13 protein-coding genes are annotated in these 12,095 nt (G+C 64.8%); 3 read left to right on the plus strand and 10 right to left on the minus strand.

The window, feature by feature from the left end; all coding sequences use genetic code 11:
- Positions 1 to 138: 138 nt before the first annotated feature.
- From ASC68_RS27815 to ASC68_RS27825, 3 genes are all read right to left on the minus strand, one after another.
- On the minus strand, positions 139 to 1,152 hold the full coding sequence (locus ASC68_RS27815; protein WP_055887790.1) for an Hsp33 family molecular chaperone: 1,014 nt from the start codon (positions 1,150 to 1,152) through the stop codon (positions 139 to 141).
- Between the two features lie 92 nt (positions 1,153 to 1,244).
- Positions 1,245 to 2,180, minus strand: a complete 936-nt coding sequence (gene argF / locus ASC68_RS27820; protein ID WP_055887793.1) for an ornithine carbamoyltransferase — start codon at positions 2,178 to 2,180, stop codon at positions 1,245 to 1,247.
- 79 nt (positions 2,181 to 2,259) lie between these two features.
- Positions 2,260 to 3,459, minus strand: coding sequence for an aspartate aminotransferase family protein (locus ASC68_RS27825; protein WP_055887795.1), 1,200 nt, complete (start codon positions 3,457 to 3,459; stop codon positions 2,260 to 2,262).
- 393 nt (positions 3,460 to 3,852) lie between these two features.
- Here ASC68_RS27825 and ASC68_RS27830 point away from each other — a divergent pair, with 393 nt between their 5' ends.
- Entirely contained in the window at positions 3,853 to 4,419 is a 567-nt protein-coding gene (locus ASC68_RS27830; RefSeq protein ID WP_055887798.1) for a GcrA family cell cycle regulator, read from the plus strand.
- Between the two features lie 83 nt (positions 4,420 to 4,502).
- Positions 4,503 to 5,063, plus strand: a complete 561-nt coding sequence (locus ASC68_RS27835) for a DUF1697 domain-containing protein (RefSeq protein ID WP_055887800.1) — start codon at positions 4,503 to 4,505, stop codon at positions 5,061 to 5,063.
- Positions 5,064 to 5,275: 212 nt separating this feature from the next.
- Here ASC68_RS27835 and ASC68_RS27840 read toward each other — a convergent pair whose 3' ends face one another.
- From ASC68_RS27840 to ASC68_RS27855, 4 genes are read right to left on the minus strand one after another with little or no spacing between them, the layout of a single operon-like run.
- Positions 5,276 to 5,644 carry a hypothetical protein gene (locus ASC68_RS27840; protein WP_055887803.1) on the minus strand — a complete coding sequence of 123 codons (369 nt, stop codon included), beginning with the start codon at positions 5,642 to 5,644 and terminating at the stop codon, positions 5,276 to 5,278.
- Between the two features lie 55 nt (positions 5,645 to 5,699).
- Complete coding sequence (locus ASC68_RS27845) at positions 5,700 to 6,371, minus strand: dienelactone hydrolase family protein (protein ID WP_055887806.1); 672 nt, start codon at positions 6,369 to 6,371, stop codon at positions 5,700 to 5,702.
- 33 nt (positions 6,372 to 6,404) lie between these two features.
- Entirely contained in the window at positions 6,405 to 7,445 is a 1,041-nt protein-coding gene (locus tag ASC68_RS27850; RefSeq protein ID WP_055887809.1) for an aldo/keto reductase, read from the minus strand.
- Positions 7,430 to 8,071, minus strand: coding sequence for a ThuA domain-containing protein (locus ASC68_RS27855; protein WP_055887811.1), 642 nt, complete (start codon positions 8,069 to 8,071; stop codon positions 7,430 to 7,432). The genes ASC68_RS27850 and ASC68_RS27855 overlap by 16 nt, the downstream gene beginning before the upstream one ends.
- A gap of 164 nt (positions 8,072 to 8,235) precedes the next feature.
- Between ASC68_RS27855 and ASC68_RS27860 the strand changes: the two genes are divergently transcribed.
- Positions 8,236 to 9,717 carry an amidase gene (locus tag ASC68_RS27860; RefSeq protein ID WP_055887814.1) on the plus strand — a complete coding sequence of 494 codons (1,482 nt, stop codon included), beginning with the start codon at positions 8,236 to 8,238 and terminating at the stop codon, positions 9,715 to 9,717.
- A gap of 47 nt (positions 9,718 to 9,764) precedes the next feature.
- Here the strand turns inward: ASC68_RS27860 and phoB are convergent, their stop codons facing one another.
- The 3 genes from phoB to pstB all read right to left on the minus strand — a co-directional run bounded on the left by phoB (position 9,765) and on the right by pstB (position 12,089).
- Positions 9,765 to 10,466 carry a phosphate regulon transcriptional regulator PhoB gene (phoB, locus tag ASC68_RS27865; RefSeq protein ID WP_055047977.1) on the minus strand — a complete coding sequence of 234 codons (702 nt, stop codon included), beginning with the start codon at positions 10,464 to 10,466 and terminating at the stop codon, positions 9,765 to 9,767.
- A gap of 99 nt (positions 10,467 to 10,565) precedes the next feature.
- Positions 10,566 to 11,261, minus strand: a complete 696-nt coding sequence (gene phoU / locus ASC68_RS27870; RefSeq protein ID WP_055887815.1) for a phosphate signaling complex protein PhoU — start codon at positions 11,259 to 11,261, stop codon at positions 10,566 to 10,568.
- Between the two features lie 18 nt (positions 11,262 to 11,279).
- Positions 11,280 to 12,089, minus strand: coding sequence for a phosphate ABC transporter ATP-binding protein PstB (gene pstB / locus ASC68_RS27875; RefSeq protein WP_055887818.1), 810 nt, complete (start codon positions 12,087 to 12,089; stop codon positions 11,280 to 11,282).
- Between the last annotated feature and the right edge of the window lie 6 nt (positions 12,090 to 12,095).

Here is a 12,095-nt window from a genome sequence, read left to right on the forward strand (position 1 = left end):
GCCCCACGCTCTGAAGGTGGGCGGACGGGCGCAGGGCAGTGTTTGTGGCACCCCCCTCCCACCAGCCTTTCGGCTGGTCCTCCCTCCCCCGTAAACGGGAGAGGGCCGCCGACTGCACGCTCAGGTAAGAGAGCCAGCCTAATGCTGGTGCGGGTGCTGCTCGTCGAACTCGTGCGGCTTGAAGTGATAGTCGGCCGAGCAGAACTCGCAGACCACCTCGATCTCACCGTCGACCACCATCTCCTGGCGTTCCTCGGCCGAGAAATTGTCGCGCAGCATCGCCTCGATCCGTTCGGCCGAGCAGGTGCAGCGCTCCTCGAGCGCGATCGGCTCGAAGACGCGGACGCCGGTCTCGTGGAACAGCCGGAACAACAGCCGCTCGGCAGAGACGTCGGGGTCGGCCAGCTCGTCGTCGCCGACGGTCGACAGCAGCGCCCGGGTGGTCGTCCACTTGTCGTCTTCGACGAAATCCGGGTCGACCATCTCAGGGTTGTCGAAATCGCCGTCGCCCGGCAGGTCCGGCATCACCGACTGGCCGTGCGGCGGCAGGAACTGCACCAGCGCGCCACCGGCCCGCCATTGCGGGCCACCGGCGCCGCGCACCGAATGCTCGGCGACGGCGAGGCGCACCAGGGTCGGAATCTGCTCGGATTGCTGGAAGTAGGCATGCGCCACATCCTCGAGCGTACCGCCCTCGAGCGCCACGATACCCTGATAGCGCTCCATATGGACGCCCTGGTCGACGGTCATGGCAAGGTGACCCTTGCCGAGCAATTGCCCCGGCTTGGTCTCGCCGCGCTCGATCGCCATCATCACCGCGTCGGCATCGAAGCGGGCATAGCCGCGCAGGCCATCCGGCGCATCGAGGTCGACGACGATCAGGTTCACCGGCCCATCGGTCTGGGTCTGCATGATGAAGCGGCCCTCGAACTTCAGCGAGGAGCCGATCAGCGATGCCAGCACCACGGCTTCGCCGAGCAGGCGCGCCACCGGAGCGGGGTAGTTGTGGCGGGTGAGGATCGCATCGAGCGCCGGCCCAAGGCGAACCACACGGCCGCGGCTGTCGAGCCCATCGAGGGTGAAGGGCACCACGACATCATCGCCCGACTCCGGGCGATCGAGGCCATAGGTGCTGAGCTCAGTCTGAGTCATCCATATTCCAATCTCGCGGAAGCGACCCCGCTCCGCTATTGGATCGAGGTCCCGCGCTGGTTCGTGTCGCGCATAATAGTATCGCAGAACGGCTAGATGTTCTGCCGGTCTTGGCCCAGTGCCCAGCACAGGATCGCCTTCTGGGCGTGAAGCCGGTTTTCGGCTTCATCAAAGACCACCGATTGCGGCCCGTCTATGACCTCGTCGGTCACCTCGTCGCCGCGATGGGCCGGAAGGCAGTGCATGAACAGCGCGTCCTTTTCGGCCAAGCCCATCAATTGGGTATTCACCTGGTAGGGTTTCAAGGCCCGGCGACGCTCGGCGGCATCGGTATCGCCCATCGACACCCAGGTGTCGGTGATGACGAGGTCGGCGCCGCGCACCGCTTCCTCGGGATCCTCGATCAGCCGGACGGCCGGACCGGCCTTCTTGATGTCGGCGAGCAGGTCCTTTTCCGGGGCATATTCCTCCGGAACCGCGATGGTGAGCTCGGCGCCGAACAGCTCGGCGGCGTTCACCCAGCTGGCCAGCACATTGTTGCTGTCGCCGACCCAGGCCACCTTGGCGCCCTTGATGTTGCCGCGGTGCTCTTCGAAGGTCATGACGTCGGCCATCACCTGGCAGGGATGAGCACGGCGGGTCAGGCCGTTGATCACCGGCACGGTGGCGGCCTCGGCCAGGTCGAGCAGATCCTGATGGGTGAGGATGCGGATCATGATCGCATCGACATAGCGCGACATCACCTTGGCGGTGTCGGCGAGGGTTTCCTCACGGGACAGCTGCATTTCCTGGCCGGTGAGGAAGATGGTCTCGCCGCCGAGCTGGCGCATGCCGACATCGAAGCTGACGCGGGTGCGGGTGGATTGGCGCTCGAAGATCATCGCCAGCACCTTGTCCTTGAGGAGCAGCGGTCGATCGCCCTTTTTCAGTCGGTCCTTGAGTTCGACGGCCTGGTTGAGCATGCCGCGCAGCGTCGTGGCATCGAAATCGTCGAGATTGAGGAAGTGCCTAGGTGGGGTAGCGGTCATTTTGGGACCTCTCCTTTTCGGAACGCGCCGAGCGGGAGCTGCTGTCTCCCGCCCTTCAGATCGCGTGCCGTGAATGGGATCAGGCAGTTGCCGCCTTGCTGGGGGCTTCGGCCTCGATGGCCTCGAAGACGGCCGCGAGCTTGCCTACGGCCTCCTCGATATCGGCTTCAGTCACCACCAGCGGCGGCAACAGGCGCAGCACGTTCTCATTGGCGGTCATGGCCAGCATGTGATGCTCGTCACGCAGCCGCGCTGCCACGTCGCGCACTGGCGAGGCGATGCGGATGCCGGCGAGCAGGCCCTTGCCGCGCAGCTCGAGCACCTGGCTCGGGAAGCGCTGCGCCAGCTGCTGCAGGTGCCAGTTGAGCCGCTGGCCCATCTTGTCGACATGATCGAAGAAGCCGGGCGCCAGCATGCGGTCGAGCACCGCATTGCCCATGGCCGAGGCCAGTGGGTTGCCGCCATAGGTCGAGCCATGCGTGCCGGGGATCATCGAGTTGGCCACCTCGCCCTTGGCGAGGCAGGCGCCGAGCGGGAAGCCGGCGCCGATGCCCTTGGCGACGGCCATGATGTCGGGCTCGATGCCGCTCCACTCATAGGCAAAGAACTTGCCGGTGCGGCCGTAACCGCACTGCACTTCATCGAGGATCAGCAGCATGCCGTGCTTGTCGCAGAGGGCGCGCAGGCCCCGCATATACTCGGCGGTCATGGCGGTGACGCCGCCCTCGCCCTGTACCGGTTCGATAAGGATGGCGCAGGTTTTGGGAGTAATCGCGGCCTCGACGGCCTTCAGGTCGCCGGGCGCCAGATGCTTGAAGCCTTCAAGCGCCGGGCCAAAACCTTCGAGATAGTGCTCGTTGCCGGAGGCGGCGATCATGCCCATGGTGCGGCCATGGAAGGAGCCGGTGAAGGCGATGATCTCGTAGCGGTCCGTCTCACCCTTGGCCCAGAAATAGTGCCGGGCGGTCTTGACCGCGCACTCCACCGCCTCGGTACCCGAGTTGGTGAAGAAGCACGCGTCGGCGAAGGTGTTCTCGACCAGCCGCTGGCCGAGCCGCTCCTGCTCGGGAATGGTGAAGGTGTTGGCCGTGTGCCAGACCTTCTCGGCCGCCGCCTTCAGCGCCGCCACCATGTGCGGGTCGCCGTGGCCCAGCGCATTGACCGCCACGCCGGCGTGGAAATCGAGGTAGGGCGTGCCGTCCTGCGCGAACAATCGCACGCCCTCGCCCCGCTCAAAAGCGAGGTCGGACCGGGCATACGTACCGTACAGCGCAGACATCTTCGCACCCCTTTCATGGGCTCGTTCCGGGACTGTTGCAAAAGCCCCACAAAAACCAAAAACGCGCTGCGAAAATGCGGCGCGTTGCAGGCTCTCCATATGCCTTTGTGGAGTACTTAAGTCAACGGAAACGGGGCTTGCCACCCTCAAGTGCCTGATTTGAAGCGGCTTCCGACGACGGCCAAATTGCAGACGCTTTTTCCCCGTGTAAAACGGCGGCGACTCTTGCACCGGATTCCGCGACCCGTGTAGTATCAAGGCATTGGGACACGATATCTCGTGTGGCGGACCCATCAGACCTACGATGCGTAGCGTATCGGGCTGTTGCTGAGGCAACGGCACGGCTGAGGAGTCTGTCAGAGTCCTGAATGGCGGTTTAGGAGCGGATAGTTGATGGGCTGGACTGAAGAACGCGTCGAGCTGCTCAAGAAACTTTGGCTTGAGGGGCTGAGCGCCAGTCAGATCGCGGGCGTATTGGGCGAAGGCGTTACCCGTAATGCGGTGATCGGCAAGGTGCATCGGCTGAAGCTCTCGGGCCGTGCCAAACCGGCGACGTCGACCCCGCGGGTGCGCAGCGCACCGCGCCCGGCTGCCCGTCGCGTCTCGTCGCCTGCCAGCACCTCGCGTTCGAGCGGGCTGGGCACGGTGATGAAGACCCGCAACTCGATGAATGTCGGGGGCGGCGGCGGTGGCGGTGCCATTCACGGCGCGACGGCGCTGAAGATGGAAGAGGAATTCGCGGTCGAGATGGAGATGGCGCCGCAGGCGGCCGAACTCTTCATTCCGGTGGAACAGCGGCTGACCCTGCTGCAGCTCAGCGAACACACCTGTAAGTGGCCGATCGGCGATCCGCTGACCCCGGACTTCTACTTCTGCGGCCAGCACTCGAACGAGGGCAAGCCTTACTGCGAGTTCCACTCGCGCCGGGCCTACCACCAGATCGACAAGAAGAAGCGCTGAGCATCGCTTGAGGTTTCACCAAAAGGCCGGGAGCAATCCCGGCCTTTGTCGTTTGTAGCGTCTGAGCGAAGCGGGAGGACAGCATGGCGACAACGACGTACCTGGCGCTGCTGCGCGGCATCAATGTCGGCGGCAAGAACAAGGTGCCGATGGCGGGGTTGAAGAAACTGCTGGAGGAGATCGGGCTCGAGGATGTCTCGACCTACATCGCCTCAGGCAACGCCATGTTCCGCTCGCAACTCACGGCCTCGAGCATCGCCCGAAAGATCGAGGACGGGCTGACCTCGGCGTTCAAGCTGGATGACGAGCTGGTCAAAGTGCTGGTGCTCAGCCACGACCAGATAAAGGCGATTGTCGACAAACGCCCCAAAGGGTTCGGCGACACGCCCGACAAATATCACAGCGATGCGGTGTTCCTGATGGACATCGACCGCGACGAGGCCTTTGCTCTGTTCAAGCCGCGCGATGGCGTCGACCAGGTGTGGCCCGGCGAGGGCATGATCTACTCGCAGCGGCTCAGCGCCGAGCGGACCAAGAGCCGGCTCAGCAAGATCATGGAGTCCCCGCTCTATAAATCGATGACCATCCGCAGCTGGCAGACGACGCAGAAACTGCTGGAGCTGCTGGAGGCGATGAAGCAGTAGTCGAGCCAGTCTGGAACCTCAACCGCCCCACCCCGCCTGCCGCCCCACCCCCTCCCATCCTCCCCCATCAAGGGGGAGGTGCCGTTCAGTGTGTGAGGCACGATCCAATCCACGCACCGGCCCCCACCTCCCCCTCGATGGGGGAGGCAAGCGCAGCTTGTGAGCGCAAGCGAACTAGCGAAGCTCGGAGGGGGTGGTGCCACCCCCTCGAACTAGCGCGCTGCCCCCTCACCTCCAAGGTAGGCCACCGCCGCCGCGAGCACCTCATGCACGTCCTGCCGGCTGCCATCCGGACCAATGATCCGCAGGCGCTGCACGGTGTGGCCGTTGTAGAGGCTGACCATGAAATCCTCGACGCCGAGCTTGCCGTAGTCGACAAGCGGCACTTCGACGGCTTCGGTGACGAGCTGGGCGCGGCCGGCGACCACCTCGAAGATGGTGGCGAGCGCCGGGTGGGCGCCGGCCAAGCCGGAGCGAAATTCCAGCACATCGGCCGCCGGCTCGGCGCGGGAGCTGAAGACCCGGTCGGCGTAGGCATCGACGAGATGGGCCGCGAGCATCGCCTTCCGGCGCGACAGCATGGCCTTCTTGGCGTCGGCCGCTGCCTCCTTGAGATAGGCGAGGTGACGGGCGAGGTCAGAGGTGCTTATGGAAGAACTCCAGCGAGCGCACCGAGGCCTTGGTGCACGAGGCTTCGTCGAACTTTTCCGGCCGGTCGCTGTTACAGAAGCCGTGGTCACCGCTGTAGACGTAGATGTCGGCTTCGGGGTGGCGGGCCTTCAACTGCTCGACCTGCTCGAGCGGGATGCCCTGGTCCTTGTCGCCGTAATGCATCTCGATCGGCACCTTGGGTGTCAGCTCGATATAGTTCGGCACGCCACCGCCATAGTAGCCGGAAGCAGCGCTGAGGCCCTCAAGCTTGCTGGCGGCGATCCAGCTGACGCGGCCGCCGAAGCAGTAGCCGGTGATGCCCACCTTGCCGGCTTCGGAAGCGGCCGCGATGGCGGCTTCGATGTCGGTCATGGCACTATCCATCGAGAACTTCTTCATCAGCTCGCCGACCAGCGGAAAGTGGTCGGCGCCATAGTTCTCGCTCTCGAAGCCATACTCGGCGCGGTCGAACATCGCCGGAGCGATGGTGAGGTAGCCGTGGCGGGCCCAGCGGTCGGCAACACTGCGGATCCAGTTGCTGAGGCCCCAGACCTCCTGGATCAGCACCACGCCGCCACGCGGCTTGCCTTCCGGGGCGGCGCGGTAGGCGTTGAGGACGAAGCCATCGGCAGCGGTGAGTTTGATGCGTTCGCCCATGGGGCCTCCGGGGGTTGGACGTTGAAGCCTATCTTACGCCAGGACCGGGGTAACGGGGCCAGGCGCTTTCGGATGCAGCAGGCCCGCCTCGCGGAGCTCGGCCCAGAGCGCGTCGGGAATGGGCTTGCGGTAGCCGGCGAGATTGTCGTTGAACTCGGCAACATTGGAGAAGCCGGGGATGATGGCGGTGATCGCCTCATGGCCGAGCGGGAAGTTGAGGGCAGCGCGGATCAGCGTGGTGCCGTGCTTGCTGCACAACTCCTCGATGCGGCGGGTCTTCTCGATCATCTCGGGGCTCGCCTGCGCATAGTCATAAATCGCGTTGGGAACCGGACCCGTGGCGAGGATACCGCTGTTGAGCGGGGCGCCGTCGACAATCGCCACGCCTTCGCGCTTCACCCGCGGCAGCAGGGTGTCGATCACCTGCTGGTCGAGCAGGGTGTAGCGATTGGCGAGCAGGAAGATATCGAAGCGGGCATGGTTCATCAGCTCATCGATGATCTGCCACTCGTTGACCCCCGCCCCGATGGCCTGCACCGCCCCCGAGGCCCGCAGCTCTTCGAGCGCACGGATACCGCCGCCTTCGAGTGCCTGCTTCATGGTCTCGGCATGGCGCTCGCGCTGGCTGAAGGCGCCGATATCGTGGAGGAACAGGATGTCGATGCTCTCGAGCCCCAGCCGCTGCAGCGAGTTGTCGTAGCTCCGCATCACCCCGTCATAGGTGAAATCGAACTTCGGCCGGAACGGCAGGGCGCGTGGATCGCCGTGACGCTCCATCGAAAAGGCGCGGTCGGGGACCAGCAACCGGCCGACCTTGGTCGAAAGCACATAGCTATCCCGCGGCTTATCGCGCAGGAAATCGCCAATCCGACGCTCCGACAGGCCGGCGCCGTAGAACGGGGCGGTGTCGAAATAGCGGATACCGGCATCCCAGGCGGCCTCAAGCACTTCGCGGGCCCCGGCATCGGTCGGTGCCCGCCGGAGGTCGCCGAGCGGCGCGCCGCCGAAGCCGATGCGGCTGATCTCGAGGCCGGTCGCGCCGACCGGACGGGAGGGGATCAGCGGGCCGCCCATAGCAGCCCCCGGTGCAGGATGGTCTTGATCTCGGGCTTGTCTAGCTCGGCCGGCTTGTGGCCGAGCGCCGTGTAAAAGACGCGACCGCGGCCATAAGCGGACTTGTAGACTACCGGCATCTCGGCGCCCTTCTTCCAGAAGGCGTGCTCGCCCGAGAAAGTGGTGGTGGCGAGCACCTCAACGGTGGGGTCGACATGCATGTAGTACTGCTCCGAGGTGTGCTCGAAGCTCTTGATGCCCGCCATGATCGGGTCGTCCGTCACCTTGGGGTCGACCTGGTAGCTGATGATATCGCCCGGGTGGGTGGCGAAGGTGCAGCCGCCGAGAAAGCGGATCCGTGCATTGCCCTGGAAGCTGGTGGCGAGGCCGTGGTGGAAAGCAGCAAGGCCGGTCCCGGCTTCGACGGCGGCGCAGAAGCGGATGGAGTTCTCGCGGTCGAGCTCGCCGCCGGTGATCTGCGGCACGATCAGGTCGTAGGAGCCGACACTTTCGCCACCGAGCGCCGTGTAGTCGCCGGTGACATCGACCTCAAAACCCTCGCCCTCGAGGATTTCGCGCACGATATGCGCGCCTTTTTCGGGCTCGTGCAGCTCGAGCCCGCCCCATACGACCAATGCTGTCTTCATAGTCCGCTTCCCTCGCCGCTGACCGGCGGGAGACCTGAACAAAAGCAGCGGGTTAAGGCAAGCGGGAATTGGTATGGTAGGCGCCCGCTGCCCCGTCGAACGGTGCATTGTGCGGGGCGCGCTTCCTGTCGAGTATCCCCCTCAACAACAAGCGGGGGGCAAACATGCCGACAAGCGACTTTTCCTATCTGAGCGCCACCGAACTGGCGCGGCGGATTCGCCAGCGCGAAGTGTCGCCGGTCGAGCTCATGGAGGCGACCATCAGCCGGATCGAGGCGCGCAACCCGAGCCTCAATGCGCTGATCTATCTCGGCTTCGACGATGCGCGGCGCGAGGCGAAAACAGCCGAGGCGGCGGTGATGAGCGGTGCGACGTTGCCGCCGCTGCACGGGGTACCCGCAGCGATCAAGGACCTGTTCGATTTCAAGCCCGGCTGGCCGACGACCTTCGGCGGGGTGCGGGCGCTCAAGGACAATATCGCGCAGTTCCACTGCCCGTTCGCCGAGCGGATCGAAAAGGGCGGCGCAATCCTCGTGGGCAAGACCAATGCCCCGGTGATGGGGTTGCGCGGGGTGACCGACAACTACCTGTTCGGGGCGACCAATAACCCGTTCGATACCACACGCAACCCGGGCGGTTCATCGGGCGGCAGCGCGGCGATCGTCGCCGACGGCTTGGTGTCGATCGCCGAGGGCACCGATGCCGGCGGCTCGATCCGCATCCCGGCAGCCTGGTGCGGAGTCTATGGTTACAAGCCGGCTTTCGGGCGCGTGCCGGTGGTGATGCGACCCAACGCCTTTGCCGGCGACCTGCCCTATGTGTTCGAGGGGCCGATCACCCGCACGGTGGAAGATGCGGCGCTGGCGATGAGTGTGCTCGGCGGGTACGATCCGCGCGACCCGCTGAGCCTTAGCGAGACGGTCGACTATCTCGGTGCGCTGAAGCAATCGATCAAGGGTTTCCGGATCGGCTACAGCCCCAACCTCGATGTGTTCCCGGTCGATCCGCGGGTGGCGGAAACGGTACAGCGGGCCGTCGCGGCGTTCAGCGAAGCCGGCGCGCACGTCGAAGAGATCAAGCTCGGCATCCGCTATTCGCAGCGCGAACTGAGCGAGCTCTGGCTGCGGCTGATGATGCCATTGAACATGGGGACACTGGAGGCGGTAAAGGCGGGCGGGCTCGACCTTCTGGCGGACCACCGCGGCGACTTCCCGCCGGAGTACCTGCACTGGATCGAAAGCTACGGGCAGACGATGACGGCAGCCGACCTCCGACGCGACCAGGCCATGCGGTCGGAGATTTACGACGCGTTCCAGGCCGCGTTCGCCACCTATGACCTGGTGATCACCCCGACGGTTGCCGCGCTGCCGGTGAAGAACGAGGTTGGTGGCAATACGCACGGGCCGCGCGAGGTGAACGGCGAGGCGGTCGACCAGGGGATCGGCTGGTGCCTCACCTACCCGCTCAACTTCACCGGGCATCCGGCTGCGTCGATCCCGGCCGGACTGGTGGATGGGCTGCCGGTCGGCATGCAGATCATCGGCCGGCGTTATGCCGATGCCGATGTGCTGGCGGCCAGCGCGACGTTCGAGCGGCTGCGGCCGTGGGCGGACAGTTATCGGATCTGCGCGGAGCGGGTGATTTAGGGGGCTCCACATCAGAGCGTGGGGCACCCCCACCCTTGATGTGGCGCTCAGCTGACCGCCGCAAACCGCTCGTCAAACGCATAGCCGGCGCCGCGGACGGTGCGGATCGGGTCGGCGTCGCGGTGGCGGTTGATCGCCTTGCGCAGGCGCCCGACATGCACGTCGACGGTGCGCTCGTCGACATAGACGTCGTTGCCCCAGACCCCGTCGAGCAGTTGCTCGCGGGAGTAGACGCGGCCGGGGTGGCGCATCAGGTATTCGAGCAGGCGGTATTCGGTGGGACCGAGATGCACCTCGCGGCCGCCGCGCCGGACGCGGTGGCTGGTGCGATCGAGCTCGAGGTCGCCGGCCTTCAGCACCGCGGTGACGAGCTGCGGGCTCGAACGGCGGAGCAGCGCGTTGATGCGGGCCAGCAGCTCGGGGATCGAGAACGGCTTCACCACATAATCGTCGGCGCCGGTGGCAAGGCCACGGACGCGTTCTTCTTCCTCGCCGCGGGCGGTGATCATGATGATCGGGGTGCGCGCGGTTTCCTCGCGTGAGCGCCAGCGGCGGCAGAGTTCGATGCCGGAAAGGCCCGGCAACATCCAGTCGAGCAGGATGAGGTCCGGAACGCCGTCACGGATGCGCTCCACCGCCTCGTCGCCCGAGGCGGCAGTGGCGACCCGGAAGCCTTCGGCTTCGAGGTTGTAGCGCAGCAGGACGGCCAGATCGGCTTCGTCTTCGACGATCAGGATGGTGGCTGACATCGGATCACCCCTAGAGCGCTTTCAGGAAAGCTACGGACCTGAAAGCTCTGTAAATCAAAGGCTTAGACCTTCGCCGTCGCAATGAGACGGCGAAGGGACTTAGCGCGGCTGGCGCTGCTGTTCCTCGGCGCCGAGGTGGCGACCGGTTTCGAGGTAGTAGGCAGCTTCGGCGATGTTGGTCGCATGGTCGCCGACGCGCTCGAGGCTCTTGGTGCAGAACAGCAGGTGCGTGCACTGCGTGATGTTGCGCGGATCTTCCATCATATAGGTGAGGAGTTCGCGGAACAGCGAGTTGTACATCGCGTCGACTTCGTCATCGCGGCTGCAGACCTCGACGGCCGCAGCAGAGTCGCGGTTGAGGTAGGCATCGATGGCACTCTTCAGCTGCCGCGCCACCAGTTCCTTCATGTGCTTGACGCCATTGTAGAATTTTGGCGCGAGACCGAGGGACTCGATCTGCATGGCGCGCTTGGCCAACTGCTTGGCCATATCACCGGTGCGCTCGAGGTCATTGGCGACCTGGATCGAGGTCACCACCATGCGCAGGTCCGCCGCCATCGGCTGGCGGCGCGCAATGATCGACACCGCCGCGTCATTGATGCGCTGCTGCATCTCGTCGATCTTCTTGTCGAACAGGCGCACGTCCTGGGCCTGCTTGTGATCGAGCTTGAGCAAGGCGACGGCCGACTCGGTGATGGCCTGTTCGACCATGCCACCCATCTCGGAAATTGCCTTGTTGAGGTTGGTGAGTTCGTCCTCGTAAGAGGAAACGATGTGCTCGTTGAGCGATGCCATTCTCGAGTTCCTCTCGGGTCAGCCGATACGGCCGGTAATATAGTCCTGCGTCTGCTTGTTCTTGGGATTGGTGAAGATGTCCTCGGTCTTGCCTTCCTCGATGAGCTTACCGAGGTGGAAGAACGCGGTCTTCTGGCTGACGCGGGCGGCCTGCTGCATGGAGTGGGTGACGATGACGATGGTGAAGTTCTCACGCAGCTCGTCGATCAGTTCCTCGATGACGGCGGTGGCGATCGGATCGAGCGCCGAGCAGGGCTCGTCCATCAGCAGCACTTCGGGCTTGGTGGCGATGGCGCGAGCGATGCAGAGGCGCTGCTGCTGACCACCGGAAAGGCCGGTGCCCGGCTCCTGCAGGCGGTCCTTCACTTCGTTCCACAGGCCGGCGCGGCGCAGCGAGGAATGCACGATCTCATCGAGGTCGGCCTTGTTGCGGGCGATGCCGTGGATCTTGGGGCCGTAGGCGACGTTCTCGTAGATCGACTTGGGGAACGGATTGGGCTTCTGGAACACCATGCCGACGCGGGCACGCAGTTCCACCACGTCGATCGACGGGTCGTAGATATCGTCCTCGTCGAGGTTGATCTTGCCGGTGACGCGGCAGCCGTCGATGGTGTCGTTCATGCGGTTGAGCGAACGGAGAAATGTCGACTTGCCGCAGCCCGAAGGGCCGATCAGCGAGGTGACGTTGAACTGTTCGATCTTCAGGTTGACGTCGAACAGCGCCTGTTTGGCTCCATAGAACACCCCGACATTCTCGCCGGTCATCTTCGGCAGGGCGTTAGGACGCGAGACGGGAGCGGCAAGGGTCGCAGCAGATTCGAGGGACATGTCGGT

Origin of the sequence: Devosia sp. Root105 (assembly GCF_001424865.1) — a bacterium.
Lineage (GTDB): Bacteria > Pseudomonadota > Alphaproteobacteria > Rhizobiales > Devosiaceae > Devosia_A.

Coding starts and splice junctions, on each gene's coding strand:
- ASC68_RS27815 (WP_055887790.1), bottom strand. CDS start 1,152: ATGACTCAGACTGAGCTCAGCACCTATGGCCTCGATCGCCCGGAGTCG.
- argF (WP_055887793.1), bottom strand. CDS start 2,180: ATGACCGCTACCCCACCTAGGCACTTCCTCAATCTCGACGATTTCGAT.
- ASC68_RS27825 (WP_055887795.1), bottom strand. CDS start 3,459: ATGTCTGCGCTGTACGGTACGTATGCCCGGTCCGACCTCGCTTTTGAG.
- ASC68_RS27830 (WP_055887798.1), top strand. CDS start 3,853: ATGGGCTGGACTGAAGAACGCGTCGAGCTGCTCAAGAAACTTTGGCTT.
- ASC68_RS27835 (WP_055887800.1), top strand. CDS start 4,503: ATGGCGACAACGACGTACCTGGCGCTGCTGCGCGGCATCAATGTCGGC.
- ASC68_RS27840 (WP_055887803.1), bottom strand. CDS start 5,644: ATGCTGTCGCGCCGGAAGGCGATGCTCGCGGCCCATCTCGTCGATGCC.
- ASC68_RS27845 (WP_055887806.1), bottom strand. CDS start 6,371: ATGGGCGAACGCATCAAACTCACCGCTGCCGATGGCTTCGTCCTCAAC.
- ASC68_RS27850 (WP_055887809.1), bottom strand. CDS start 7,445: ATGGGCGGCCCGCTGATCCCCTCCCGTCCGGTCGGCGCGACCGGCCTC.
- ASC68_RS27855 (WP_055887811.1), bottom strand. CDS start 8,071: ATGAAGACAGCATTGGTCGTATGGGGCGGGCTCGAGCTGCACGAGCCC.
- ASC68_RS27860 (WP_055887814.1), top strand. CDS start 8,236: ATGCCGACAAGCGACTTTTCCTATCTGAGCGCCACCGAACTGGCGCGG.
- phoB (WP_055047977.1), bottom strand. CDS start 10,466: ATGTCAGCCACCATCCTGATCGTCGAAGACGAAGCCGATCTGGCCGTC.
- phoU (WP_055887815.1), bottom strand. CDS start 11,261: ATGGCATCGCTCAACGAGCACATCGTTTCCTCTTACGAGGACGAACTC.
- pstB (WP_055887818.1), bottom strand. CDS start 12,089: ATGTCCCTCGAATCTGCTGCGACCCTTGCCGCTCCCGTCTCGCGTCCT.